This is a genomic window from Nonomuraea bangladeshensis, assembly GCF_039529455.1.
In the GTDB taxonomy this organism is placed as follows: domain Bacteria; phylum Actinomycetota; class Actinomycetes; order Streptosporangiales; family Streptosporangiaceae; genus Nonomuraea; species Nonomuraea bangladeshensis.
The window spans coordinates 119,336-145,412 of the sequence record NZ_BAAAMV010000013.1 but is presented as its reverse complement, the minus strand read 5'-3'; the positions used below and the strand labels follow the sequence as shown (position 1 = coordinate 145,412).

Here is a 26,077-nt window from a genome sequence, read left to right as displayed (position 1 = left end):
GTGACCCGCGCGCCCCTCCGCTTCGTGCTCGCCCTGCTCGTCCTGGCCGCCTCCGTCCTGTCCTGCGGCCTGACCCGGCCGCCCTCGATGAACCCGCCCGGTGACGCGCAGCAGGACGACACGTTCGAGGACGACGTCGTCTCGGCGCGGACGCTGAGCGAGCAGTTCTGGAAGCAGCAGTTCGCCCGGCTCGGCCGGACCTACCGGCCGATCACCGAGTTCATCCCCTACTCCGGCTCCGCCGGGCCGAGCTGCGGCGGCCAGCCGGCCGTGCCCAACAACGCCTTCTACTGCCCGGTCGGCCACTTCATCGCCTTCGACCGGGACTGGATGGAGGGGCTGTGGAGCGACATGGGCGACGGCTCGGTGTACGTGATCATCCCGCACGAGTTCGGTCACGCGGTCCAGGCCCAGCTCCGCTCGACGTTCCAGCTCAACGTGCAGGCCGAGCTGCAGGCCGACTGCTACGCGGGCGCCACCCTGTCGGGCCTGGTGAGCGGGGGCGCGCTGCGCGCGGAGCCGGGCGACGAGGACGAGCTGCTGCTGAGCCTGGAGGCGGCCGGCGACCCCACGGACGACTGGCTCGACCCGGCCGCGCACGGCACCGCCGAGCAGCGGCAGTCGGCCTTCGCCGAGGGGTACCGGAGCGGCGTGGGCGCCTGCTGACCCCGGCGTTCCTGGCAGCGGAGGTCATCCCGGGGCGTATTCCCCCATCAACCCGGAGGATGATGTGGTCGATCATGTCGGAGCCGTACGGTGGGTCCATGCCACTGGAGGAGATCGGCTGGCTGCGCCGGGGGGCGTGCAGGTCCAGCGACCCTGACCTCTTCTTCCCGCTCGCCCCCTCGCCGCAGCAGGAGGCGCGGGCCAAAGCGGTCTGCGCGAGCTGCCAGGTGCTGGAGGAGTGCCGCGCGTACGCGTTACGCGCGGGCGAGCCGGACGGCATCTGGGGCGGCCTGACGCCGCAGGAGCGCCGCCGCTCCCGCTTCCCGGCCGGCTGGCGCGACTCCGCCGCCTCCTGAGGCGACGGGACCGACGAGACCGACGAGACCGCCGGGCGGGCGGGGGCCGACGTAGCCTGCAGAGGTGATCCTCCGCTCCGTCGCCGTGCTGGCCGCCGCCAACGTCATGAACAACAAGGTCGCCCCCCGCCTGGGCCCGCTCACCTCCGCCCTCGCCACCGCCGCCCTGGTGGCGATGGCCCGCAGGTCGGGCGCCACGTGGGAGGAGATGGGGTTCGAGCACGGCCGGCGGGGCGCGGTCACGGGCGGCATGCTGGCGGGCGCCGTGGCCGCCGTCTACACCGCCGGGGTCGCGCTGCCCCGCACCAGGCCGCTCTTCCACGACGAGCGCGCCCTGTCGCTTTCCCGCGCCCGCCTGCTGGAGGAGGCCCTGATCCAGGTGCCGCTGGCCACGGTCCTGCTGGAGGAGGTCGGCTTCCGCGGCGCCCTGTACGCCATGCTGCGCCGCAGGCACGGCACGGGGGCGGCCACGGCGCTCTCCTCGGCCCTGTTCGGCCTGTGGCACATCCTCCCGGCCGTCGACATGGCCCGCGCCAACCCGGCGCTCGGCGCCCTGACGGCCGGCGAGTCGCCCGCGCGGCTCGACACGGCGCGGGTGGTGGCGGGGAGCGTGGTGTCGACGGCGGCGGCGGGCGTGCTCTTCTGCGAACTGCGGCGCCGCCGTGGCCTGCTGGCTCCCGTCATGTTGCATCTGTCGACGAACTCGCTTGGCTACTTTTTCGCCCGGATCGCAGCGAAAAAGGACGACAAAAGATGATTGCTTGCTCAGTGGGTCCGCACCCCCTCTGAGAAGGAAGATCCTTGCCTCGCAGGACGAGGATCCTGCACTGCTGTTGGACCGCTCCAAAATTTCGTCATGTCGATGCTCTACCTTCCGTGAGCGCGTGCTTCCCACGGCCGGTGCCGCCGGGGGAAGCGCGTCCAAGATCACTTGTTCTGATGGAGGGCACGGAGGTGATGCCGCATGCGCACGGTCATCGACATCGACCAGGAACTTCTGGAAGCGGCCCGGCGGAAGCTCGGGACGGCGACCATCACGGAGACGGTGCACGCTGCGCTCCGTGCGATCGTCGAGCAGGCCGCGGAGAAGGCGAGCGCTATCAAGGCGTTCGAGTACTGGCGGACGAGGGACAACTCGGATCTGCTGGACCCGGAGATCATGAAGCGTGCGTGGTGCCACCAGGACGGATGTACCTGATCGACAAGAGCGCCCTGGCCCGCCTCCGTACGAGTGAGGTCGTCGCCAGGGCGCTGCGCCCGCTCTTCTCGGCCCGGGCCGTGGCCACCTGCGCCATCATCGATCTGGAGGCGGTCCACGGCGCCCGTGACCCCGCCCAGGGCCGCGCCGCCCTGGTCGCCCAGCGGCAGTGCGTCTGGCTCCCCCTCGACCTGGCGGTGGCGCGGCGGGCCCTGGAGGTGCAGCAGCAGCTCCTCGCACGAGGGCGGCACCGCGGCGTCGGGGTGCGTGATCTGCTGATCGCCGCCTGCGCCGAGGTGCACAGGGCGACGGTGCTGCACTACGACCGCGACTTCGACCTCATCGCCGAGGTGACCGGGCAGCCCGCGCTCTGGGTGGCGCCGCCCGGCTCCATCCCCTGAGCACGCGCGCCTGCCCCGGTCAGGCCGTGGGGACGACCTGGAACGCCTCCGCGTAGCGGCCCGCGCCGAAGCCGGCCTGCTCGCCCCAGGCGGCGAAGCGGCTCTTGACCCCCTCGGCGAACCCCTCCACGTGCGCCACCTGGCTCACATGCGACAGCAGGGCCGCGAGCTTGCGGTCGATGACGTCGGTGACGTCCACGTAATGGTCGGGCGTGGTTCCGCCGGTCAGCCAGACCTCGCGGACCGTCCACGCCTCCAGCCCCTCCTCCAGCAGCAGCTCGGGGAAGGCGTACGGGTTGCGGGCGTCGGGGTAGACGGCGTCCAGGGCGGCGCCGCCGACGGCACGGTGATCGGGGTGGCTCGGCGCGACGAACCGGTAGTTGCGGTCGGGGTGGTGGGTCACCACCAGGTCGGGACGCACCTGCCGGATCACGCGGGCGATCGAACGCCGCAGCTCCAGGGACGGCACGACCTGGCCGTCGGGGTAGCCGAGGAAACGGACGTCGGTGACGCCCACGGCCTTCGCCGCGGCGCGCTGCTCGGTCCGCCGCAGCTCGGCCATCCCCGTGTTGTCCAGCGTGCGCTCGTTGCCGCCCGCGTCGCCGTCGGTCACCAGCAGGTAGGTGACCTCGACCCCCCGGTCCACGAAGAGCGCCGCGCTCCCGGCCGCGCCGAAGTCGACGTCGTCGGGATGCGCGGTCACGTACAGCACCCGGTTGATCTCGGTCTGCGGCAGCATGACTCCCCTTTCGCACGGTGTTCTTGAGGGAGAACCGGCGTCCGGCGGATCGCATTCCGGGCGCCGTTTGTCGGTGGAGCGTCTTAACCTAGGTAGGTGCCGACCCAAGTCTCTGTTGACCACCCCTTGCTCGACGGCCTCAACCCGCAGCAGCGCGAGGCCGTGATCCATCACGGCAGCCCCCTGCTCATCGTGGCGGGAGCGGGGTCGGGGAAGACTCGGGTGCTCACCCACCGCATCGCCTACCTGCTGGCCGAGCGTGACGTGCATCCGGGCGAGATCCTGGCGATCACGTTCACCAACAAGGCCGCCAAGGAGATGAAGGAGCGCATCGACAAGCTCATCGGGCCGCGCTCGCGGGCCATGTGGGTGATGACGTTCCACAGCGCGTGCATGCGCATCCTGCGGCGGGAGGCCAAGCGGCTCGGGTTCCCGTCCAGTTTCTCGATCTACGACCAGGCCGACTCCCAGCGGCTCATGGCGATGGTCTGCCGCGAGATGGACCTCGACCCCAAGCGCTACCCGCCGCGCTCGTTCTCCGCCCAGGTCAGCAACTTCAAGAACGAGCTGATCGACTACGAGAGCGCGATCGAGCGGGCCGGCTCGCACCTGGAGAAGACGCTCGCGCAGGCCTACAAGTCCTACCAGCTCAAGCTCACCGAGGCCGGGGCGATGGACTTCGACGACATCATCATGAACACGGTGACGTTGTTCCAGCTCTTCCCCGACGTGGCCGAGCACTACCGCATGCGGTTCAGGCACGTGCTGGTCGACGAATACCAGGACACCAACCACGCCCAATACATCCTGATCAGGGAGCTGGTCGGCCACCCCGAGCTGCGCACCGCCGACGGCGAGCAGGTGCGCTCCGGCACCAGCCAGTCCGAGCTGTGCGTGGTCGGCGACGCCGACCAGTCGATCTACGCCTTCCGCGGCGCGACGATCCGCAACATCCTGGAGTTCGAGCGCGACTACCCCGACGCCCGCACGATCCTGCTGGAGCAGAACTACCGCTCGACCCAGAACATCCTGGCCGCGGCCAACGCCGTCATCGCCCGCAACGAGTCGCGCAAGCCGAAGAACCTCTGGTCCGACCAGGGCGACGGCCCCAAGATCGTCGGCTACGTCGCCGACAACGAGCACGACGAGGCCATGTTCGTGGCCCAGGAGGTCGACCGGCTGAGCGACGAGGAGGGCGTGCGTCCGGGCGACGTGGCGGTCTTCTACCGCACCAACGCGGCCTCCCGCGTGTTCGAGGAGATCTTCATCCGCACCGGGCTGCCCTACAAGGTGGTCGGGGGCGTGCGCTTCTACGAGCGCAAGGAGGTCAAGGACCTGCTGGCCTACCTGCGGGTGCTGGCCAACCCCAGCGACGTCGTGTCCCTGCGGCGCATCCTCAACGTGCCCAAGCGGGGCATCGGCGAGCGGGCCGAGGCGATGGTCGAGGCGCTGGCGGCGCGCGAGCGGATCACCTACTGGGAGGCGCTGCGGCGGGCCGAGGAGGCCTACGGCATGGCCACGCGCTCGCTCAACGCGGTGCGTGAGTTCGTCGCGATGCTGGAGGAGCTGATCGCCAAGGCCGAGGGCGTGCCGCCGTCGGCGCTGGCCGAGGAGGTGCTGGTGGCCACCGGCTACCGCGCCGAGCTGGAGGCGTCCGAGGACCCTCAGGACGAGTCCCGCCTGGAGAACCTCAACGAGCTGATCTCCGTGGCCGCCGAGTTCGAGGAGGCCAACCCGGAGGGCACGCTGGTGGAGTTCCTGGAGCAGGTCTCGCTGGTGGCCGACGCCGACCAGATCCCCGAGGCCGACGGCGGGCAGGGGGTCGTCACGCTGATGACCCTGCACACCGCCAAGGGCCTGGAGTTCCCCGTGGTGTTCCTGACAGCGATGGAGGACGGCGTGTTCCCGCACGTCCGGTCGCTGGGCGAGCCCAAGGAGCTGGAGGAGGAGCGGCGGCTGGCCTACGTCGGCATCACCCGGGCGCAGCAGCGGCTCTACCTGACGCGGGCGGCCGTGCGCAGCTCGTGGGGGGCGCCGGCGTTCAATCCGGCCTCGCGCTTCGTCAACGAGGTGCCGGGCACGCTCATCGACTGGCGCACCGATCCGGAGAAGTCGGCGTGGAGCGCCGCCACCCGCAGGGAGCCCGCGGCGCGGCCGGCGCCGGCCAGGGGCGGCGCGGCGGGCGCGGGCGGGCGCAAGGTGCCCTCCTTGACGCCCGGTGACCGGGTGACGCACGACCAGTTCGGCCTCGGCACGGTGGTGTCGGTCGACGGCGTGGCGGAGAAGACCAAGGTCAAGGTCGACTTCGGCAGCGGCGGGGAGAAGACGTTGCTGCTGGCGTACGCGCCGCTGGAGAAGTTGTAGAGGCACCGACGCGAAGGCGCGCCGCCGGCGTCCAGGATCTGCCGGCGGCGCGCCTTCTCGCGTTCGGGGCGCTCTACTTCAGGGCGCTGCCCTTCTTCCACTGGCTGTAGCTGAGCTGCCAGTAGCTCCAGCCGTTGTTCCACTGCAGCTTGCGCTTGGTGCCGGTGATCTTCACCACGTCGCCGCGCTGGGCGATCGTGTAGAACCACTTGGCGCCCTCGGGCGTGGCGCGGACGCAGCCGTGGCTCTGGTTGGAGCGGCCGAGATACTGGTAGTAGCCGGCGCTCTGGTGGACGTACTCACCGCTGTCGGAGATCCGCACGGCCCAGGGGATCTCCTCCTTGTAGTAGCGCGGGTCCTTCGGATCCGTCACGCCCATCCAGGAGGAGGTCATGGTCTCGACGGCCTTCTTGCCCATGGTGAGGTGGGTGCCGCTGGTGGTGAGGTAGACGTCCACGCCGCCGCGCATCAGGCCGCCGCGGCCGGCGCTGATCGGGATCTTCTTGGCCAGCTTGCCGTTGCGGTAGACCTTCATGACGTGCTTGCGCGTGTCGACGAGGGAGATGTTCTGGGAGCCGACGGCGAAGCGGCGGGAGACGTCCTTGCCGCCGGTGTTGCCGGGCAGCTCGGACAGCCGCGCGGTGAAGAGCACCTTCTGGTACGGCTTCCAGTACGCCTTCGTCCGATAAATGATCTTGCGGGCCGACACCCACCGCCAGGCGCCCTCGTTGGGCTTGTCGGACTCGACCTGCAGCAGGGCCTCGACCGTGGCGCGGTCCTTGGTCTTCACGTCACGGTCGAACGTGACGATGATCGGGAAACCGACGCCCACCTTCTCGGTCTTCTCCCCCATCGGGGTGATGTCCGCGATGCCCAGCTTGATCTTGGCCGTGGTCGTGGGGGTGGGCGACGGGGTGGTGGTGGCCGCGACCGGGGCGACGGCGGCCTGGCCCTGGGGGGCCGCCGTGGGGCGGGCTTGCGGGATGGGGGCGGTCTCCGCCGCACAGGCCGTCGCGACGACCAGGGCGAACAGAGCCGGAAGCATCCGGGTGACGCGCTTCAAGGGGGTTACTCCTGGACTAAGTGCTCATTCGGTACCTCTCTGTGTGACAAACGAGACGCCTGATTCGTAGGCAGCTAGCCGATAACTATCCTGTAACGGTCCAAATCCGGCCGAATCGGCCTCAGACCAGGCGGCGGGCGGTGGCCCAGCGGGACAGCTCGTGGCGGTTGGAGAGCTGGAGTTTGCGCAGCACGGACGACACGTGCGTCTCCACGGTCTTCACCGAGATGAACAGCTCCTTCGCGATCTCCTTGTACGCGTAACCCCGCGCGATCAGCCGCAGCACCTCCCGCTCGCGCTGGGTCAGCGAGTCGAGCTCCGGGTCGATCGAGGGCGCCTCGGAGGAGGCGAACGCGTCCAGCACGAACCCCGCCAGCCGCGGCGAGAACACCGCGTCGCCCTCGGCCACCCGGCGGACGGCGTCGGTCAGCTCCTTGCCGCTGATGTTCTTGGTGACGTAGCCGCGGGCGCCGCCCCTGATGACGCCGATGACGTCCTCGGCGGCGTCGGAGACCGACAGCGCGAGGAAGCGGACCGGCGAGCCGGCGCCGAGCACCCGGCGCAGCACCTCCTGGCCGCCGCCGCCCGGCATGTGCACGTCCAGCAGGACGACTTCCGGCTGCAGCTCGGCGATCGCCTTGACGGCCGACTCGACGTCCTCGGCCTCGCCCACGACCTCGATCGAGTCGCCGAGCTCGGCGCGTACGCCCGAGCGGAAGAGCCGGTGATCGTCGACGATCAGCACGCGCGTCATTCGTTCTCCACCTTCATCTTCAACATCACTTCGGTGCCCTCGCCCGGTTCGGTGCGGATCCTGGCCGAGCCGCCGTGGCGTTCCATTCTGCCGATGATGGACTCCCTGATCCCCATCCGGTCGAGGGGGACCGCGTCGAGATCGAAGCCCTTGCCCCGATCCTTCACGAAAACGGCCACTTCTTCACCCTCTACTTCGGCGTACACCGAGATGGAGTCGCTCTCGCTGTACTTGGCCGCGTTGACCATGGCCTGGCGGGCCGCCTTCATCATGGCCGCGAGCCGGCCGCCCGAGTCGAACGGCACGTCACCGACGCACACCACCTCGATCGGCACGCCGTGCGCGTCCTCCTCCTCGGCCGCGATCCTGCGCACGGCCGCCGCCACCGTCGCGTCGGCGTCCTGGGCCGGCTGGTAGAGCCAGTTGCGCAGGTCGCGCTCCTGCGCGCGGGCCAGGCGGGTGACCTCGCGCGGGTCGTGCGCGACGCGCTGGATCAGCGTCAGGGTGTGCAGCACCGAGTCGTGCACCATGGCGGCGACCTCGGCGCGCTCCTCCTGCCTGATGCGCTCGCGCCGTTCGAGCTGGAGCTCCTTCCACAGGCCGGCCAGCCAGGGCGCGGCGATGACCGCCAGACCGCCGACCACCACGACGGTGAACAGCAGCCCCTGCTGGGCCTGGGCCAGCTCGCCCTGCCAGTAGAGGAACCCGATCGCGCCGATCACCACCAGCCCCACGCCGAGCAGCGTGCGCACGCGGTTCTTCCTGATGCTGAGCGTCGCCCCGCTCATCCAGCTCCGGCGGCGCTCCGGGTCGGCCTGCTGCCACAGGATCAGCGCGCCGATCCCGCCCGCGGCGAACGGCAACATGCCGATGCCGCCCGCCGACGCCCCGGTCAGCCAGCCGAACGCGGCCAGCGCCATCCCGATCGCGGTGAACGCGGCGAGCTGGCTCCAGTCACGCTGCGGCGGCGGCCCCTCGTGCGGCTGACGCGGCGTGACCATCCACAGCACGGCGTAGGCCACCATGCCGACCCCGTTCACCACGCTGAGCAGCACGAACATCAGCCTGATCACCACGGGATCGAGCTTGAGCTGCGTGGCCAGTCCCTGGGCCACCCCGCCGAGCAGGCGGCCCTCCATCGGGCGCATCATCCGCCGGAACGGCGCTTTTTCGCCGGTGCCCGGCTCGGCGAGTGTCTTCTGGTCAGCCATAACACCGTCATCGTCACATGTAAGGGGCGGACCGGGCATCAGGGAACGACCCCCGGGTCGGGTCAGGGGTCTCCCGGATGCGAGCGGTGCGCCGGTGGGGCCACGATGGTGGCATGACAGAAGCTCCGCCCAGGGATCCGGCCGCTCCCCCCACCGTACTGCGACGCAGCGGCGAGGGGCGCATCGTCATGGGGGTGTGCGCGGGGCTGGGCCGCCACACCGGGATCGACCCGGTGGTGTTCCGGGTGGCCTTCGCCGTGCTGCTGCTCGGCTCGGGCGTGGGGCTCTTCTTGTACATCGCGGCGTTCCTGTTGATGAAGGAGCCGAACGGGAGCCCGGGCATCATCGAGCAGTGGACGCGGCGCGACTTCGACGCCGAGACCGTGCTGGCGTTGCTGACGGCGGTGCTCGGTCTCGGGCTGGGGCTCAACCTGGCGACGGTCTGGATCGACGATGGGACGCTCGTGGTGGGCGTGTTCCTGGCGGTGTCGCTGCTGGCCGCGCACGTCAACGGGGTCGACCTGCTGGGGCTGGCCCGGTCGATGCCGGAGCGGCTGAGGCAGCGGCCGCGGGCCGGGCAGCCCGCGCCGACGTACGCGAGCCCGCCGCCCACGCCCCCGGTCCGCCCGGCTCCCCACCCGATGCCCACCATGCCCTCGGCGCCGACCGCGCACTTCGCGCCCGCCGCGCCCGCGACGCCCGCGACGCCCGCGACGCCCGCGGCTGAGCCGCGCGTGAACGAGCTCCGCGTGAACGAGCCGGGCGGGGACGAGCCGGGCCGGGGCGACGCCGGCCAGGGCGACGCCGGCCAGGGCGACGCCGGCCAGGGCGACGCCGGCCAGGGCGACGCGGCCCTGGAAGGGCCGGCCTTGGACGAAGCGGGCCGGGACGAGACGGGCCGAGCGGCCCGGGAGGACGCCGTGACGGCGGAGCACCCCGTGCCGCCGCACGAGCCGACCGCGTACGAGTTCGCGCACGAGCCGGCCGGGCGGCAGGAGGCCGGGCAGCGGTCACCCGAGGACGAGCCGGGCGCGTACCGGCCGCGGACCGCACTCGCCTACGGCGAGCCGTTCGCGCCCAACGGCCCCTACCGGCCCCTCGACCCCGCCAGGCGCGCCGGCGCCGGCGGCTACTCCTCGCCGTACGACCCGGCCCTGTACGCCCGCCCCGCGCCGCGCCGCCCGAAGCGCGCGCCTCGCCCCAAGTCGTTCATCGGCGGCATCACCATCCTGCTCGCCATCATCATTGGAGGGATCGTCGTGGCGGTCCAGACCAGGTCCGCCGCCGGCGTGAGCCCGACCATCGTCGGCGGCGCGATGCTCATCACCATCGGCGCCGGCCTCCTGGTCGCCACCTGGTGGGGCCGCGGCGCGGGGCTGGTCGCCGCCGGCGCCGCGGTGGCGCTCGCGGTCAGCGTCGGCCTCGCGGTGGGCGGGCTGCCGCGTAATTTCGGCCCGTCCGAGTGGGCGCCGAGCACGCTGAGCGAGCTGGCCGCGGTCCCCGTGTACGACGTCGGCGCGGGTCAGGGCCTGCTGGACCTGTCGGAGCTGGAGCTGCCTCCGGGCACGACCGCGTCCGTCGAGGCCAGGATCTCGATGGGCGAGCTGGAGGTGATCGTGCCGCCCACGGTGCGGCTGGAGCTGCACGCCAGCAACCGGGTCGGCGACATCCGCATCGACCAGCGGATCCACGGCGGCGTGAACGTCCGCGTGAACCAGGTGCTGGAGCCGGAGACGAAGCCGGAGGGCAAGGTCTCGACGATCGTGCTCGACCTGAAGGGCGGGCTCGGCGACATGGAGGTGCGGCGTGCCGCGTGAGACGGACCCGTGGGACGGGATAGCTTACGAGGTGGAGCGGCCCCGGCGGGTGCACCGTACGGACTGGATGGCGCTGTTGAGCGGCGTGCTCTTCGTCGCGCTCGGGATCTTGGTGGTGACCCGTGCGCTCACGGATGCCCTGGTCCTGATGGGTGTCCTGGTGCTCGGGCTGGCCTTCGCGGGCCTCGTGGCGATCGTCGCGAGGGCGGTCCGCGGTAAGTGACCCTTGACCGGGCGTAACACAAGCGTAATTTCGGGTGTGTCCGCCTTTCCCCGCTCCTTGAGAGGGAGGACGTATGCCCCGAATCTCCGTCACCGTGGACGGAATCACCTACGAAGAGGACGTCGAGCCGCGACTGCTGCTCGTCCATCTGCTCAGAGAACGCCTCGGCAAGACCGGCACCCCGGTCGGCTGCGACACCAGCAACTGCGGCGCCTGCACCGTCATGCTGGACGGCAAGAGCGTCAAGAGCTGCTCGGTGCTGGCCGTGCAGGCCGACGGCTGCGAGGTCGTCACCATCGAGGGCCTCGGCACGGCCGGCGCCATGCACCCGATGCAGCGGGCCTTCCACGAAGAGCACGCGCTGCAGTGCGGCTACTGCACGCCCGGCATGGTCATGGCGGCGATCGACCTGCTCCGGGACGACCCGGACCCGTCGGAGGACGCCATCAGGCAGGGGCTTGAGGGCAACCTGTGCCGCTGCACCGGCTACTGCAACATCGTCCGCGCGGTACGCCGTGGCGCCCAGGAGATGGGTCAGGCGGTGAGCACGCAGTGAGCGAGCTGGACACCGGCGCGGTGGCCGAGCAGATAGCGCGGAGCGACCAGGTCAACGAGCCGGCGGCCACGCCGGAGCTGGGCCGGCCACGGCGGCGCAAGGAGGACGCGCGGCTGCTGACGGGGCGTACGCGGTGGACGGACAACCTGACCCGCCCCGGCCTGCTGCACGTGGTCTTCCTGCGCAGCCCGATGGCGCACGCCAGGATCACCCGGGTGGACGTGTCAGGGGCACGCGGGCTGCCCGGGGTCGTGGCGGCCTTCAGCGGCCAGGACTTCGCGGACGAGCAGGGCAGCCTGCCGTGCGCGTGGCCGGTCAGCGAGGACATCGTCATCCCCGACCACCCGCCGATGGCGGTCTCCGAGGTCCGGTACGTCGGCGAGGCCGTGGCCTGCGTGGTCGCCACCGACCGCTACAAGGCGGCCGACGCGCTGGAGGCCATCGAGGTCGACTACGAGCCGCTGCCCGCGGTGCTCGACATGGAGGAGGCGCTGACCGAGGGCAGCCCGAAGGTGCACGAGGCGGGCAACAAGGCGTTCAGCACCAAGATCGTCTCGGGCGACGTCGAGGCGGCCTTCCGTGACGCGCCGGTCGTCATCGAGCGCACCTTCCGCCAGCAGCGGCTCATCCCGAGCGCGATGGAGCCGCGGGCGGTGCTCGCCGACACCGACGGCGACACGTTCACCATGTGGACCTCCACGCAGATCCCGCACGTCCTGCGGGTGATGCTGGCCGTGGTGACCGGCATCCCCGAGCACCGGCTGCGGGTGGTGGCGCCCGACGTCGGCGGCGGGTTCGGCTCGAAGCTGCAGGTGACGGCCGAGGAGGTGCTCTGCCTGCTGCTGGCCCGCAGGCTCGGCAAGGCGGTCAAGTGGACCGAGAGCCGCTCCGAGGGCAACCTGACCGTGCACCACGGCCGGGACCAGCTCCAGCGCCTGCGGCTGGCCGCCGACGCCGACGGGCGGCTGCGCGGGCTCCGGGTGGATCTGCTGGCCGACATGGGCGCGTACCTGATGCTGGTCACGCCGGGCGTGCCGATGCTGGGCGCGGCCATGTTCAACGCCATCTACAAGATGGACGCCTACGAGTTCGCCTGCACCGGCGTGTTCACCACCAAGATGCCGACCGACGCCTACCGGGGCGCGGGCCGGCCGGAGGCGACGTTCGGCATCGAGCGCATGATGGACGAGCTCGCCGCCGAGCTGGGCGTGGACCCGCTGGAGGTGCGCCGGCGCAACTGGATCAGGCACGAGGAGTTCCCGTACACCACGATCGCGGGGCTCACCTACGACTCGGGCAACTACGAGGCGGCGACGGACAAGGCGCTGTCGATGTTCGGCTACGACAAGCTGCGCGCCGAACAGGCCGACCGGCGGGACCGGGGCGACCCGGTGCAGCTCGGCATCGGCGTCAGCACCTACACCGAGATGTGCGGGCTGGCGCCGTCCCGGCTGCTCGGCGAGTCGAACTACGGCGCGGGCGGCTGGGAGCACGGCTCGATCCGCATGCTGCCGACGGGCAAGGTCGAGGTCATCACCGGCACCAGCCCGCACGGGCAGGGCCATGTGACGTCGTGGAGCCAGATCGTGGCCGACTCGCTCGGCGTGCCGTTCGAGGACGTCACGGTGCTGCACGGCGACACGGCGATCTCCCACAAGGGCATGGACACCTACGGCTCGCGCTCGCTCGTCGTGGGCGGCATCGCCGTGCTGCGGGCGTGCGACAAGGTCAAGGACAAGGCCCGTACGCTGGCCGCGCACCTGCTGGAGTGCTCCCCGGACGACCTGGAGTTCGCCGGGGGCGCCTTCAAGGTGCGGGGCACGGACGCGCAGCGGACCATCCAGGAGCTCGCCTACGCCGCGTTCACGGCCCACGACCTGCCCGAGGGCGTGGAGGCGCAACTGGACGCCGACGCCACGTTCGACCCGGACAACTACTCCTTCCCGCACGGCACCCACCTGTGCGCGGTTGAGGTGGACACCGAGACGGGCATGGTGCGGATCCGCTCGTACGTGGCGGTGGACGACGTCGGCAAGGTGGTGAACCCGCTCATCGTGGAGGGCCAGGTGCACGGCGGCATCGCGCAGGGCGTCGCGCAGGCCCTGTACGAGGAGGCCGTCTACGACGCCGACGGCAACCTGCTCACCACGACGATGGCCGACTACCTGCTGCCGTCGGCGGCCGACCTGCCGACGTTCCAGCTCGACCGGACCGAGACCCCGGCCACCAGCAACCCCCTCGGCGTCAAGGGCGTCGGCGAGGCGGGCACGATCGCCTCGACCCCGGCCGTGGTGAACGCGATCGTGGACGCGCTGCGCCCGTCCGGCGTGCGCGACGTCGAGATGCCGTGCACGCCGGAGCGGGTGTGGCGGGCGCTGGAAGGAGCGCGCCGATGATCCCCGCGCAGTTCGAGTATGTGCGCCCGGACTCGCTGGCCGAGGCGTCGCGGGTCCTCGCCGCCGACGAGGACGCGAAGGTGCTGGCGGGCGGGCAGTCGCTGCTGCCGCTGCTGCGGCTGCGGCTGGCGTACCCGTCGACGCTGGTGGACGTGGGGCGGCTGGCGGAGCTGCGGGGCGTGCACGACCGCGGCGACCACGTCCACATCGGCGCGCTGACCACGCACGACGAGGTGATGCGCTCCGAGGTGGTCAACGAGGGCTGCCCGCTGGTGGCGCTGGCCACCGCCCACGTGGCGGATCCGGCGATCCGGCACCGGGGGACGTTCGGCGGCTCGCTGGCGCACGCCGATCCGGCGGGCGACCTGCCCGCGGTGGTGCTGGCGCTGGACGGCGTGTTCGTGGCGAGCTCGGCGGAAGGCGAGCGGGAGATCCCGGCCGCCGAGTTCTTCGTCGACTACCTGGAGAACGCGCTCGACGCCGGCGAGATCCTGACCGGGGTCAAGATCCCGAAGCTGGGGCCGGGCTGGGGCTTCCACTACGAGAAGTTCCACCGTACGGCGCAGGCGTGGGCCATCGTCGGCGTGGCGGCGGCGGTCAGGCGGTCGAACGGCTCGATCACCGAGGCCAGGATCGGGCTGACGAACATGGGCTCGACGCCGGTCCGGGCCCGCGCGGCCGAGGCCGCGCTCCAGGGCGTGGAGCTCGGTGACGGGTTGCGGCAGGCCTGCGCGGAGGCGGCGGCGGACACCGATCCCCCGGCCGACCTGCACGGCCGGCCGGACTATCGCAGGCACCTGGCCAGGGTGCTGACCCATCGGGCGGTGCGCGCCGCCACGGGTACGCCCTGACCGGCCTGTCCGGATGACCTGGCGGGGGCGTCTCTTCCGGGGCGCCCCCGCCGCGTCGTAGTGTCGGGAACCATCGGCAGAAGGAGCGGATCGATGGCGATGCGGTTCGAGCACGAGTTCACTGTTCCGGTTCCGGTCGAGCAGGCGTGGGCCGTGCTGCTCGACGTCGAGCGGATCGCCCCCTGCCTGCCCGGGGCCACGCTCGACAGCTACGAGGGTGACGAGTTCACCGGCAGGATGAAGGTCAAGGTCGGCCCGATCACCGTCACCTATCGGGGCTCGGCCAGGTTCGAGGACGTGGACAAGGACTCCCGCTCGCTCACCATCCAGGCGTCGGGCAAGGAGGCCCGCGGCTCCGGCACGGCCTCGGCCACCGTCAAGGCCCGGCTGACGCCGCGCGAGGAGTCGACGGCGGTGACCGTGGAGACGACGTTCCACGTGACAGGGCGGCCCGCGCAGTTCGGCCGCGGGGTGATGGCGGAGGTGGGCTCGCGGCTGCTGGACAAGTTCGCCGACAACCTCGCCGAGTTGCTGTCCGAGCCCCGCGAGCAGGTCGAGGAGCAGCCCACCGAGCAGGAGCAGGAGCGGCCCACCGAGCAGGAGCAGGAGCGGCCCACCGAGCAGGAGCAGGAGCGGCCTGCCGAGGTGGAGCAGGAGCGGCACCTGACGGCCGTGCCCGCTCCCGAGCCGCCGCCGCCCCACGCCCAGGGCACGGTGCGCACCTCGCGCTCGCCCGACGAGGAGGCGCTCGACCTGCTGGAGATCGCCGGGCAGCCGGTGCTCAAGCGGCTGGCGCCGGTGGCGGGCGCGCTCGCGGCGCTGCTGATCGTCATCTGGGTCGTCCGTCGCCTGCGGCGCTGATTTTCGGCAAATAGTCCATCAAGTCCGGACACTTCCCCCAGCTCGGGGGCAGGGCCCTCCCCGCAGGTGGTTCGACCAGCGGGGGGACTTGGGATGCCGGACTGCAGCGTGGTCGTCATCACGTACAACGACGCCGCCCGCCTGCCCAGGGCCGTGCGCTCCGTGCTCCGCCAGTCGCTGCGCGACCTCGAGGTGATCATCGCCGACGACGCGAGCACGGACGGCACGCCGGAGGTGGCCGCGAGCCTGGTCGCGCAGGACCCACGGGTGCGCTACCTGCGCAGGAAGGTCAACAGCGGGCACTGCGGGGCGCCGCGCAACGACGGCGCGGACGCCGCGGCGGCCCCGTACGTCATGTTCCTCGACAGCGACGACGAGCTGCCCCGGCACGCCTGCAAGAGCCTGCTCGCCGAGATCGAGCGCACCGGCGCGCAGTTCGTCTCGGGCCAGATCTCCCGCCTGTACGAGGCCGGCGGCAAGCTGCGGCCGTACTACCCGTCGCTGTTCGCCCGCCGCCGCGTGGTGGAAGGCATCCGCGAGGACCCGGAGCTGTTCCTCGACTCCTTCAGCACCAACAAGCTCTACGACGTGGCCTGGCTGCGCGAGCGGGGGCTGCGCTTCCCCGAGGACGTCGACTACGAGGACCACGTCTTCGCCGCCGACCTGTACGCCGTCGCCCGCCGCTTCGCGATCGTCCCCTGGACGGTCTACCACTGGCACCGCGCCTGCGACGGCGTCTCGATCTCGCTGAGCGTGGACGACCTGGACAACGTCCGGCAACGGGTCCTCGCCGCCCGCATGAGCGACGACCGGCTGCGCGCCCACGGGGCCGGCGACCTGGTGCCGCACCGCCAGCGCCGCTTCGTCCGGCAGGACCTGCGGGTCTACCTCAACCCGCTGCCCTCCCGCGACCTGGTGTGGGTCAAGGAGTTCGCCTCGATCGTCCGGCCGTACCTGGCACGGATCCCGGCCGAGGTGCTGGAGCAGGCCGCGCCCCTGGAGCGGGTGTGCTGCCGGCTCATCCTCGACGACCGGATCGAGGATCTGCGCGTCGCGGCCGGTTCGCTGACCGGGCCGCGGGCCGCGCCGCGGGCGGCGGTACGGCTCGACGGGCGCACGTACTGGGGGACGACGGTCTCCCCCGGCCTGGACATCACCGCGCTGCGGCTGGCCGAGCTGCCCTTCGCCGCCGCCCGGCTGCGGCACGAGGCGAGCGAGCTGGTCCGTGACGGCGACCGGGTGCGGATGACCGTGCGCACCTTCGACCCGTTCGGCGCGCTGCCGCCGGACTGGACGGCGTTCCTCCAGGTCGGCAGGGTACGCGTGCCGATCAGGCCGGAGCCGTCGGGCGAGGGCGGCTACGTCAGCGAGGTCGCCTTCACGCCCGCCGGGAAGTGCGAGCCGAGGATCGGCTTCACCCGCCTCTCTGACGGGCACACCACGACCGACCGGATCATCGTGGACCCGCGCCTGCGGCCGATCGAGCTGCCCGGCGGCCGGGTGCAGGCCGAGGGGCACGCGGCCTACCTGTGCGTACGGGCCACCCGCACCGGGCGGCGGCTGCGCGAGCGGCTGTGGCGAGCGTTCGTGCGGCGAATCGGCACGCCGCGCAACAAGCTGCGGGCGTACAAGGTGCTGGTCAAGGTGGTGCGCCCGCGCCCGGACCTCGCCCTGTTCGAGTCCGACGTCGGCAAGGGCTGCTGCGGCAGCCCGCGCGCGCTCTACGAGGAGCTGCGCCGCCGCGACCTGCCGATCGAGGTCGTCTGGTCGCTGGCCAAGGGCCGCACCGACGTCCCGCGCGGCGCCCGCAGGGTACGCCGCGGAAGCTGGCGCCACCTCTGGACGATGGCGCGGGCCGGCATCTGGGTGGACAGCCACGGCTTCCCGCTGGACTACCCGAAGCCGCGCGGCACCCGCTACCTGCAGACCTGGCACGGCCAGGGCATCAAGTCGATCGGCTTCGACGCGCCCGATCTGCGCTCCGACTTCGACCGGCCGCGCGCCCAGTGGCGCGCGGCGGTGGCGCGGTGGGACGCGCTGGTGGCGCCGAGCGCGGAGTTCTCCCGCCTCTTCGTGCCCTCCAACGGCTACACCGGCAAGGTCTACCGGTACGGGACGCCGCGCTGCGACGCCCTGGTGCGCGGCGAGCCGACCGGCGACGTACGCGCGGCCCTGGACCTTCCGCCGGGACGGCGGGTCCTGCTCTACGCGCCCACCTACCGCGACCGGGCCGTGGGCAGCGGCCGATCGGTACGGGCCGACCTGGAGCTGCTGGCCGAGGAGCTGGCCGGGGAGTGGGTGGTGGTGCTGCGCACGCACCCGGTCGAGCGCTACGAGACGCCCGAGCACCTCCGGCACTTCGTCCGCCCTGCCGGGCGCTACCCGGAGGTCAACGACCTGATGCTGGCCTCGGACGCGCTGCTGACCGACTACTCGTCCCTGATGTGCGACTACGCGATCACCGGCAGGCCGATGGTGTTCTACCTCGACGACTGGGACGACTACCGGCTGTCCGAGCGCGGCGTCTACCACGACCTGCCCGCCATCGCCCCCGGCCCGTGCGTCACCACCACCGAGGAGCTGGTGGACGTGCTGCGGCGCCTGGACGAGGAGCACGCGGCCCACGCCGGACGCTACGCGGCCTTCCGCGAGCTGTGGTGCGCCGAGGAGCGCGGCGACGCGGCGGCGCGGATCGTCGACGACTTCTTCCGGGTGGGGGCCCGCCGATGAGCCGGGTCGTCTTCGCCTGCGTGGACGCCGACACGCTGGGCGGCATCCAGCAGGTCACGCACACCCTCGCCCAGGGCCTGGCGGGGCGCGGCCACGAGGTGCACGTCATCGGCCTGCACCGGGCCCGCTCCCCGTTCCGGTACGTCGACCGCCCGCGCTACCACCACCACGTGATCAGCCGCGCCGAACCCGGCAACCGCCTGGCCCGCGTCCGCGCCGACCGGCGGCTGCGCCGGCTGCTCGGCCGCATCGCGCCCGGGTACGCGGTGATGACCTCGCCGTCGGCGGTGATCCGGGTGCGCGACCTGCTGCCCGCCGGTCTCCGGTCGATCGGCCAGTACCACGGCTCCTACGACCACGCGCGCGGCTGCTGGCACCTGGGCTCGATCAGGAAGCACTACGCCGACCTCGACCAGGCGGTCTTCCTGAGCGAGGACGACGCCTGGAGCTTCGCCGAGCACGCCCTGCTGCCGAACGCCCGCGCGCTGCCCAACCCGCTGGCCCGCTGGCCGGAGCGGATGGCCGCGCTCGACGTCCCCCGGGTGCTGGGCGTCGGCCGGCTGGAGGGGGTCAAGCGGTTCGACCGGCTGATCAGCGCTTTCGCCCGTTCGGGCCTGCCGGAGCCGTGGGAGCTGCACCTGATCGGCGACGGCGGCGAGCGGGAGCGGCTGCGCGCGCACGCCGGGCGGGAGGGCGTGGCCGGCCGGGTGGTCTTCCGCGGCCTGGTCCCGGCCGCCGAGATGTCCGCCGAGTACCTGTCGGCGTCGGTGCTGGGGCTCACCAGCGAGCACGAGGGTCTGCCGGTCGTGCTGCTGGAGTCAGGGGCGCACGGGGTGCCGTCGGTGGCCTTCGACGTCTCGGGCGGCGTGCGCGCGGCGGGCCAGGTGCTGGTGCCGCCGGGGGACGTGGACGCCTTCGCGGCCGAGCTGCGCCGGCTCGCGGATTCCGTGGAGGAGCGGCGGCGGCTGGGGGCCGACGCCCGCGCACGGGCCGAGGCGTTCCGCCTCGACCACGTGCTGGACGGCTGGGAGCGGCTGTTCGCCCACGTCGATCGCTAGATGGCGGGCTCGGTGATCTCGGTGCGCTGGCGCGGCACGCCGGCCAGCGAGCGCTGGCGCGTGGTCAGCAGGGCGGCCACCGGGCTGGGCTCGCGCAGCCGGTTGAAGCGGTCGCGCATGTGCTTGCGCATGCGGCTGGCCCTGCGCTTCTGCATGGTCTTCTGGGCGGCGATGATGTGCTCCTTGGCCGGCCTGGCCGCGCCCGTCAGCTCGTAGCCCAGGGACTCCAGGCGGTCGCCGAGCATGTGCTCGCACAGCGAGACCTCCCAGTCGTCCAGCCGGTTGGCCCAGCTCCCGACGCGGCTGCGGATGACCTCGCCGTGCGTGTTGCTGTGCCAGACCTTGTGCTCGGGCACCGCGACGCTGGCCGCCTCGCGCGGGGAGATCATCGCGGCGGAGAAGTCCTCCTCCAGGAAGTGGCAGAGCTTCTTGAGCTCGGTCGCGGGGTCGTCGGTGAGGTCCTCGTAGCGCAGCTCGTAGTAGGTGTCCTCGGGCAGGGTGCGCTTGAGCTTGACCCCCGCGTCGATCGCCTCGGCCCAGGTGGAGACGGCGTGGAAGGAGTCCAGGGTGTACCAGGGCATCTCCTTCAGCGAGGCCACGCAGTCGCGGCCGTCCCTGATGAGATGGACGAACTGGGCGTCGGGAAAGAGCCGCAGCAGCATGTCGACCTGCTTGACGTAGCTCGGGCGCTTGTCGCCCCAGCGGGCCTTGTCGAAGCGGTCGGCGTACATCCGGAAGGCCGTGCCGATCACGGAGCCGAGCGAGCCGGGGCCCTCGACCGCCTGCTGGACGAACTCGTCCTTGTCGATCTTGAGCTCGCGGAACTTGGTGCTGCGGTCGGTCGCGATCCACTGCGCGAGCGCCCTGCGGCGCGCGGCGATCCGCAGGTCGCCCCAGGCGCGGCGGCGGTAGTAGGCGGGTACGAGGAAGCGGGTCTCGGGCGGCACCGCCATGTGCGGGTGCGAGTGCAGCATGAGCTGGAGCATCGTGGTGCCGGAGCGCGGGCATCCGATGACGAAGACTGGCCTGTCGGACATTTCGTACTAACCCCCGAAAAACTTAGACGAGAACGTGCTCTCGGCTCTCCCGAGAGGAGGCGACGGCGTGCCTGCGCGTGAAGCGCCACATCCGGTAGACAAGAAAGACCTCGTTGGCCAGCAGCAGCACCCCGGCCGCCGCGGCGAGCGGGATCAGCGCCCATGCCCCCGCAAGAGGCGCGACCACGAACACCGCCGCGTGGAACTCGATGCCGCTGATCAGGTGCGAGCGCACCCGGTGCCGGGCCAGGAACCTGTTCAGTCGGCGGAAGAAGCCGGACGGGCGCGGGACCCGCTCCAGCGGCTGGGTGTCATCGTCCGGCTCCGGCGGCCCCATGGGCTCCAGTGCCGGTCCCAGCGGCTCCGCCGGCCCGTGCGCCACCCCCTGGCGCTCGTCCCTGACGGCCTCGCGGACCCGCTTCATCTGCGGCGCGTTGACGTACCTGAACAGGTCCAGCACGGCCACCGCCGCGCCGAGGACCACGTAGCCGACCTCGCCGGTCAGCGCGTACTGCCCGTACGCCAGACCCGCGGCGCACAGCACGACCCTGATCCGGTCCCCCACGTAGTCGAGCCAGAGGCCGAAGGGCGTCCCCGTGCCCTTCAGCCGGGCGATTTTGCCGTCCACGCAGTCGATCATGAAGCTGAGATAGAAGACCGCGGCGCCCGCTACGAGCTGGTTCATAGCGAAACAGGTGGCCGACGCCACGCCGAGGACCAGCGAGAGGACGGTCAGCCCGTTGGGCGTGATCCGGGTGTGGTTGGCGACGGGGAGGGCGACCCGGCAGGCGACCGGGTCCACGAAATACACGGTCCACCAGGAGTCTCTCCGCTTGCGTGTCTCGTGGACGTCATCGAGCGAATAGGTCCTCATGCAGACCAGCATGAACACGGGCCGCGCTCCGGTGATTACTGTCTGGAACTACTGGGGGATGTCCTGGCCGGTTCTTGACCAACCCGGCACGGTGAATCGCCACGTGCCCCCGGCCTCGCCGTCCCTGCACCAGCCCTTCAGCACGAGGCCGCGGGTCTCCGTACGGGCCTGGAGCCGCCAGACCTCCCCGCCGCCCGCCAGCCGGGCCGGGTCGAACGCGGCCACGAACCCGCCGCGGCCCGTCCTGCTCACCTCCAGCGGCACCTTGCGGCGGCCGTCGCTCAGCCACAGGTTCATCCGGTCGATGCGGCGGTCCACGCGGTGGACGGCCAGCTCGCCGCGCACGCGGTACTCCGCGCCCGTCCACGCGCAGTCGTCGACCCTGGCCAGCAGCCTGAGCTCGTCGCGGGCGTCGAACACCTCGTCGGGGATGCGCAGCCGGCGGTCGCGGAAGAACGGGTAGTCGCCGTACCAGCCGGTGGTGCGCCACCCGCGCGGCACCACGCGGGTGCCGGACTCGGCGCGGGCGCGGCGGAAGTCGCGTACCTTCCGCAGCTCCGCCACCAGCCCCCTGGTCATGAGGTGCAGCTCCAGGCGGCGCAGCGACGGCGCGGTGGCGACCGCCTGCGGCCCCAGCTCGGCCACCCAGGCGCGGGCCAGATCGAGCAGCGGGCCCGGCTCCGCGCACCTCTCCAGCGCCTGGAACAGGAAGAGGATGTCCTTCTCCAGCACCAGCGCGTCGAACCCGTCGAGCAGCTCGGGCGCCCGCTCGTCGAGGAAGGCGCGCACCGAGCGGATGGCGGCCAGGCGCTCGTTGAGATTGGACAGCTCGTTGCGGCGCTGGGTGATCGAGTCCTCCCCCTCCTCGCGCCGCCGCCAGTGGTAGACCACCTCGCCCAGCATGTCCACGCTGCCGGCCAGCACGTGGGCCTGCATGGCGACCGGCACGTCCTCGTAGATCCCGGCGGGGAAGGTCAGTCCGGCGCGCTCCCAGAAGTCGCGCCGGTAGACCTTGTTCCACACCGTGCGGTCGCGCACCAGCACCTGCTTGTCGGTGATGTGCGTGCACAGCACCGGCCGCCTGAACACCTTCTCGTGCAGCGTGGACTCCTCCAGCACGCCGTCCACGAGCCGCCCCACCGCCCCGCAGGCGAGGTCGGAGCCGGTCTCGGCGAGCTTGGCGACCAGCCGCTCGTACGCCTCCGGCGGCACGACGTCGTCGGCGTCGGCGAAGGCCAGGTACGTGCCCCGCGCCAGCCGGATCCCGGCGTTGCGGGCCGGCCCGGGGCCCTGGTTGCGCTGCGTGACCAGCACGAACCGGGGGTCGGCGGCCGCGAAGTCCTCGGCGACGCGCCGGCTGCCGTCGGCGGAGCCGTCGTCCACCATGACGACCTCCAGGTCGTCCAGCGTCTGGGCGGCGAGCGACTTCAGGCACTCGGTGATGTAGGGCTCCACGTTGTGGAACGGGACGATGACGCTGAGCAGGGGGATCATGGCCGATGGGGCTCCTTGACCTCGCGGGAGTGCGTTCGAGGGCAGCATGCCGCGCCGCCCGCGCCGGGGACGCGCGCCTGAAGAGCTCTTTACCGGCGGCGCGATCGGCTACGTTGAGCACCAGGACGGGCACGAACGGTAGGGGGCGGAATGCTTCGCGGCGCGCACGACGACGACCTCCCGGCCATGCGGCGCTGGCGCAACCACCCGCGGGTGCGCGCCGCCAGCTTCACCACGCACGAGATCGGCGCCGACGAGCACGCCCGCTGGTGGGCGGCCGTCCGCGCCGACGCCACCCGGCAGGTGCTGATCTACGACCACGACGGCGTCCCCGCCGGCGTGGTCGCCTACTCCGACCTGTCGCCCGCGAGCGGCAGCTGGGGCTTCTACCTCGACCTCGACGGCCTCGAACGGTCGGGCGCGCTGCTGCGGGCCTGGGCCGGGCTGGAACGCGAGGCCATCGCCCACGCCTTCGGCCCGCTCGGCCTCACGGTCCTGCGGGGCGAGGTGCTGGCCGACAACGCGCCGGTCAGGTCGCTGCACCGCCGTTTCGGCTTCGCCGAGGTCGCCGCCTACCGCCGGGACGTCGACGGGGTGCCGCGCGACGTCGTCGCCATCGAGCTCAGGAGGGAAGACACATGATCTCCATCGCGGGCCGGGCCGTCGGGCCCGGCCATCCGCCGTACGTCGTGGCCGAGCTGTCCGGCAACCACAACGGCAGCCTGGAGCGGGCCCTCGCCATCGTCGACGCGGTGGCCGACGCCGGGGCGCACGCGGTGAAGCTGCAGACGTACACCCCGGACACGCTGACCGTCGACGCCGACGGGCCGGCGTTCCGGCTGGGCGACGCGCACTCGCTGTGGGGCGGCGAACGCCTCTACGACCTCTATCAGCGGGCCCGTACGCCGTGGGAGTGGCACGAGCCGCTGTTCGCGCGGGCGCGGGAGCGGGGGCTCGCCGCCTTCTCCTCGCCGTTCGACCCGACGGCGGTCGAGTTCCTGGAGAAACTGGACGTGCCGGCGTACAAGATCGCCTCGTCCGAGCTGGTGGACCTGCCGCTGATCCGGCTCGCGGCGGCCACCGGCAAGCCGCTGATCATCTCGACCGGCATGGGGACGGCCGGCGAGATCGGCGCGGCCGTGGCCGCCGCCAGGGAGGCGGGCTGCACCCGGCTCGCGGTGCTGGCCTGCACGGCCTCCTATCCGGCGGCGCCGTCGGAGAGCAACCTGCGGGCGCTGCCGCTGCTGGCCGCGCTCACCGGCGAGGTCGTCGGCGTCTCCGACCACACGCCCGGCATCGGCGTTCCGCTGGCGGCGGTGGCGCTGGGGGCGTGTCTGATCGAGAAGCACGTCACCCTGGCGCGGGCCGATGGCGGGGTGGACGCCGCGTTCTCGCTGGAGCCGGCCGAGCTGGCCGCGCTGGTGACGGAGAGCGCGCGGGCCTGGGAGGCGCTGGGCCAGCCGGTGCTCGGGCCGCGGCCGTCCGAGCGGGAGGGGCTGCGCTTCCGCCGCTCCCTCTACGTGGTGCGCGACGTGCGGGCCGGTGAGGAGGTGGGGCCCGGCAACGTACGGTCGGTCCGGCCCGCCGGGGGGCTGCCGCCTGACGCGGTCCGCGAGGTGACGGGGCGGCGTTTCGTCCGTGACGTGCCGAAGGGCACGCCGCTGACCTGGGACCTCATCTGATCAGGGCCAGGAGGGCGTCGGCGACGCGCTCTCTCCCCCGGCCGTCCACGAGCCCGCCGCCCCGGCGGCCGTGCTCCTCGCGGACGGCCGGGTCGGACAACAGGCGGGTCAGGACGGCGACGGCCTCGGGACCGGGCGCGCGGCCGAGGCCCGCCGCCACGCCCCTGCCCACCAGCTCGTCGTAGCCGATGAGCTGGTTGTCGGCCACCCAGCTGAGCGCCGTGGGCACGCCGAGGTAGAGCAGCTCCCAGATGGCCGAGCCCGCGGCGGTGACCACGAGGTCGGCGGCGGCCATCAGCTCCGGCAGCCGGTCGGTGGGCGGGATGACGGTGATCGGCGTCCCGGCCGCGAACGGGGCCGGGCTCACCACCGTGGCGGTGAACGGCACGCCGGTCGCGCACAGGGCCTGCGCCCAGGCGGGCGCGACCCCGGCGGCGTCGGTGCCGCCGAAGAAGCACAGGACCTCCGGGACGCGGTCCGGGCGTCGGGGGGCGCGGGCGCGTCGCCGTACGCTGTCGCGCAGCAGCACGTAACGGGCGCCGGCCAGCACCGGCCCGGCGGGGAACGGGCGGCGTTCGGCGCCGAGGTTCTGGTCGAGATAGAGGTCGGCGTGCTGGCCGAGCGGGTCGCCGTCGACGACGGCGAGCACGGGCAGCCCGTGGCGGCGCAGCTCCGCGCCCGTGCCGGGCGGCAGGTGGTAGGAGTCGAGGACGACCGCGTCCAGCCGGAGCGCGCGGGCCAGCGCGGCCAGGGCGGCCGGCGACTCGGGGGCGGGGGTGAGCGGGAGCACGCGCTCGCGGAGCTGGGCGAGCGCCCAGGGCGAGTCGCGCACCGCGCCCAGGAAGACCGGGCGCGCGCCGCGCGAGCGCAGCTCCTCGGCCAGGGCGACGCAGCGGACGAGGTGGCCGACCCCGCTGTCCGCGCCCGCGTCGCAGCGGATCCCGACGCGCGGCCCGGCGCTCACGCGTCCTGCAGCGCCTTCTGGCGTACGTGGGCGTTGAGCCCGCACAACTCGGGGCGGGCGCGCAGCCAGCTCACCAGCGCCCGCATCGGCACGCAGCGGTCGCCCAGCTCGCTCACCACGCGGGAGATGAGCAGCCAGTCGTCCTCGGTGTCGAGCGTCAGCCTGAGGTCGGCGGCGAGCGGGTGGTAGGCGAGCCCGAGCAGCCGGGCGTCGCCTGCGGCCTCGGTGTAGATGTGGGAGGTGACGTGGACGCGGTGGTGGGCGACGGCCTCGCGGTCGCAGCGCTCCAGCGCCGCCCGCGCGATGATCTCGACGTCGAGGCCGCGCGGCAGGGTGCGGGCCAGGCTCGTGCTGAGGTAGTCGAGCCCGGGGACGGCCTGGAAGACGAGCGCGGCCTCCTTGACGACCGTCGGGTCGAGCAGCGGGCAGTCGGCGGTGAACCGCATGACGGCCTCGCCCGGCCGCTCCTCCAGCGCCTGCGTGAACCGGGTGAGCACGTCGTCGACCGGGCCGCGGTGGCAGGGGACGCCGAGCGCGGCGCACTCGGCGGCCACCGCGTCGTCCTCGGGGAGCGTGGTGGTGGCGACGATCAGCTCGTCGAGCGCGGCCGACTCGCGGGCCGCGCGGACCACCCAGCCGAGCACCGACCGGCCACCGTCGCCGAGTTGTCGGAGCACCTTGCCGGGCAGCCGGGTGGATCCCATCCTGGCCTGAACGATTCCGACAATACGCACGAAAGCCCCATTCCCCCGTGTGACAGTGCGTCATAGGCCGATCGCGTT

25 protein-coding genes are annotated in these 26,077 nt (G+C 72.4%); 16 read left to right on the top strand and 9 right to left on the bottom strand.

Going from position 1 to position 26,077, the window contains the following annotated elements; translation table 11 throughout:
* The 5 genes from ABD292_RS39785 to ABD292_RS39765 all read left to right on the top strand — a co-directional run bounded on the left by ABD292_RS39785 (position 1) and on the right by ABD292_RS39765 (position 2,621).
* Positions 1-666, top strand: coding sequence for a neutral zinc metallopeptidase (locus tag ABD292_RS39785; protein WP_344216863.1), 666 nt, complete (start codon positions 1-3; stop codon positions 664-666).
* 98 nt (positions 667-764) lie between these two features.
* Positions 765-1,022 (top strand): WhiB family transcriptional regulator, encoded by a 258-nt coding sequence (locus ABD292_RS39780; protein WP_329585258.1) that lies wholly within the window; start codon positions 765-767, stop codon positions 1,020-1,022.
* A 64-nt stretch (positions 1,023-1,086) separates the two neighbouring features.
* A complete protein-coding gene (locus tag ABD292_RS39775) occupies positions 1,087-1,779 on the top strand; it encodes a CPBP family intramembrane glutamic endopeptidase (protein ID WP_344216860.1) in 693 nt (230 codons plus the stop codon).
* A 207-nt stretch (positions 1,780-1,986) separates the two neighbouring features.
* Complete coding sequence (locus ABD292_RS39770; RefSeq protein ID WP_344216858.1) at positions 1,987-2,220, top strand: type II toxin-antitoxin system VapB family antitoxin; 234 nt, start codon at positions 1,987-1,989, stop codon at positions 2,218-2,220.
* A complete protein-coding gene (locus ABD292_RS39765) occupies positions 2,211-2,621 on the top strand; it encodes a PIN domain-containing protein (protein ID WP_344216856.1) in 411 nt (136 codons plus the stop codon). The genes ABD292_RS39770 and ABD292_RS39765 overlap by 10 nt, the downstream gene beginning before the upstream one ends.
* Positions 2,622-2,640: 19 nt before the next feature.
* On the opposite strand, the gene ABD292_RS39760 is transcribed toward ABD292_RS39765, so the two are convergent.
* A complete protein-coding gene (locus ABD292_RS39760) occupies positions 2,641-3,360 on the bottom strand; it encodes a PIG-L deacetylase family protein (protein WP_344216854.1) in 720 nt (239 codons plus the stop codon).
* 126 nt (positions 3,361-3,486) lie between these two features.
* Between ABD292_RS39760 and pcrA the strand changes: the two genes are divergently transcribed.
* Positions 3,487-5,724, top strand: coding sequence for a DNA helicase PcrA (gene pcrA / locus ABD292_RS39755; protein ID WP_344217060.1), 2,238 nt, complete (start codon positions 3,487-3,489; stop codon positions 5,722-5,724).
* 73 nt (positions 5,725-5,797) lie between these two features.
* On the opposite strand, the gene ABD292_RS39750 is transcribed toward pcrA, so the two are convergent.
* The 3 genes from ABD292_RS39750 to ABD292_RS39740 form a co-directional block, all read right to left on the bottom strand.
* Positions 5,798-6,787: a L,D-transpeptidase gene (locus tag ABD292_RS39750; RefSeq protein WP_344216852.1), complete on the bottom strand. Its 990-nt coding sequence runs from the start codon at positions 6,785-6,787 to the stop codon at positions 5,798-5,800.
* 121 nt (positions 6,788-6,908) lie between these two features.
* Positions 6,909-7,541 (bottom strand): response regulator, encoded by a 633-nt coding sequence (locus ABD292_RS39745; RefSeq protein WP_344216850.1) that lies wholly within the window; start codon positions 7,539-7,541, stop codon positions 6,909-6,911.
* Positions 7,538-8,752: an ATP-binding protein gene (locus ABD292_RS39740; RefSeq protein ID WP_344216848.1), complete on the bottom strand. Its 1,215-nt coding sequence runs from the start codon at positions 8,750-8,752 to the stop codon at positions 7,538-7,540. Before ABD292_RS39740 ends, ABD292_RS39745 begins: the two co-directional genes overlap by 4 nt.
* A 113-nt stretch (positions 8,753-8,865) precedes the next feature.
* Here ABD292_RS39740 and ABD292_RS39735 point away from each other — a divergent pair, with 113 nt between their 5' ends.
* The 8 genes from ABD292_RS39735 to ABD292_RS39700 all read left to right on the top strand — a co-directional run bounded on the left by ABD292_RS39735 (position 8,866) and on the right by ABD292_RS39700 (position 19,244).
* Positions 8,866-10,569: a PspC domain-containing protein gene (locus ABD292_RS39735; RefSeq protein WP_344216846.1), complete on the top strand. Its 1,704-nt coding sequence runs from the start codon at positions 8,866-8,868 to the stop codon at positions 10,567-10,569.
* Complete coding sequence (locus ABD292_RS39730; protein WP_344216844.1) at positions 10,559-10,792, top strand: hypothetical protein; 234 nt, start codon at positions 10,559-10,561, stop codon at positions 10,790-10,792. Before ABD292_RS39735 ends, ABD292_RS39730 begins: the two co-directional genes overlap by 11 nt.
* A gap of 73 nt (positions 10,793-10,865) precedes the next feature.
* Positions 10,866-11,348, top strand: coding sequence for a (2Fe-2S)-binding protein (locus tag ABD292_RS39725; RefSeq protein WP_344216842.1), 483 nt, complete (start codon positions 10,866-10,868; stop codon positions 11,346-11,348).
* Between the two features lie 20 nt (positions 11,349-11,368).
* Positions 11,369-13,744, top strand: a complete 2,376-nt coding sequence (locus ABD292_RS39720; RefSeq protein WP_344217058.1) for a xanthine dehydrogenase family protein molybdopterin-binding subunit — start codon at positions 11,369-11,371, stop codon at positions 13,742-13,744.
* Positions 13,741-14,595 carry an FAD binding domain-containing protein gene (locus tag ABD292_RS39715; protein ID WP_344216841.1) on the top strand — a complete coding sequence of 285 codons (855 nt, stop codon included), beginning with the start codon at positions 13,741-13,743 and terminating at the stop codon, positions 14,593-14,595. The genes ABD292_RS39720 and ABD292_RS39715 overlap by 4 nt, the downstream gene beginning before the upstream one ends.
* A 93-nt stretch (positions 14,596-14,688) precedes the next feature.
* Complete coding sequence (locus tag ABD292_RS39710) at positions 14,689-15,456, top strand: SRPBCC family protein (RefSeq protein WP_344216840.1); 768 nt, start codon at positions 14,689-14,691, stop codon at positions 15,454-15,456.
* Between the two features lie 93 nt (positions 15,457-15,549).
* Complete coding sequence (locus tag ABD292_RS39705) at positions 15,550-18,186, top strand: bifunctional glycosyltransferase/CDP-glycerol:glycerophosphate glycerophosphotransferase (RefSeq protein ID WP_344216838.1); 2,637 nt, start codon at positions 15,550-15,552, stop codon at positions 18,184-18,186.
* Positions 18,183-19,244, top strand: coding sequence for a glycosyltransferase (locus ABD292_RS39700; protein WP_344216836.1), 1,062 nt, complete (start codon positions 18,183-18,185; stop codon positions 19,242-19,244). Before ABD292_RS39705 ends, ABD292_RS39700 begins: the two co-directional genes overlap by 4 nt.
* Here ABD292_RS39700 and ABD292_RS39695 read toward each other — a convergent pair.
* Genes ABD292_RS39695 through ABD292_RS39685 form a run of 3 tightly spaced genes read right to left on the bottom strand, consistent with a single transcriptional unit; the run spans position 19,241 to position 22,649 of the window.
* Positions 19,241-20,281: a sulfotransferase family protein gene (locus tag ABD292_RS39695; protein ID WP_344216834.1), complete on the bottom strand. Its 1,041-nt coding sequence runs from the start codon at positions 20,279-20,281 to the stop codon at positions 19,241-19,243. The two genes, ABD292_RS39700 and ABD292_RS39695, sit on opposite strands and share 4 nt — an antisense overlap.
* Positions 20,282-20,303: 22 nt before the next feature.
* A complete protein-coding gene (locus ABD292_RS39690; protein WP_344216832.1) occupies positions 20,304-21,155 on the bottom strand; it encodes a CDP-alcohol phosphatidyltransferase family protein in 852 nt (283 codons plus the stop codon).
* Positions 21,156-21,203: 48 nt separating this feature from the next.
* On the bottom strand, positions 21,204-22,649 hold the full coding sequence (locus ABD292_RS39685) for a glycosyltransferase family 2 protein (protein ID WP_344216830.1): 1,446 nt from the start codon (positions 22,647-22,649) through the stop codon (positions 21,204-21,206).
* 150 nt (positions 22,650-22,799) lie between these two features.
* Between ABD292_RS39685 and ABD292_RS39680 the strand changes: the two genes are divergently transcribed.
* Positions 22,800-23,291 (top strand): GNAT family N-acetyltransferase, encoded by a 492-nt coding sequence (locus ABD292_RS39680; RefSeq protein WP_344216828.1) that lies wholly within the window; start codon positions 22,800-22,802, stop codon positions 23,289-23,291.
* A complete protein-coding gene (gene pseI / locus ABD292_RS39675) occupies positions 23,288-24,331 on the top strand; it encodes a pseudaminic acid synthase (protein ID WP_344216826.1) in 1,044 nt (347 codons plus the stop codon). Before ABD292_RS39680 ends, pseI begins: the two co-directional genes overlap by 4 nt.
* Here the strand turns inward: pseI and ABD292_RS39670 are convergent.
* Positions 24,324-25,295 carry a PseG/SpsG family protein gene (locus ABD292_RS39670; protein WP_344216824.1) on the bottom strand — a complete coding sequence of 324 codons (972 nt, stop codon included), beginning with the start codon at positions 25,293-25,295 and terminating at the stop codon, positions 24,324-24,326. The genes pseI and ABD292_RS39670 overlap by 8 nt on opposite strands.
* Positions 25,292-26,029 (bottom strand): cytidylyltransferase domain-containing protein, encoded by a 738-nt coding sequence (locus ABD292_RS39665; protein WP_344216822.1) that lies wholly within the window; start codon positions 26,027-26,029, stop codon positions 25,292-25,294. The genes ABD292_RS39670 and ABD292_RS39665 overlap by 4 nt, the downstream gene beginning before the upstream one ends.
* Positions 26,030-26,077 lie beyond the last annotated feature (48 nt).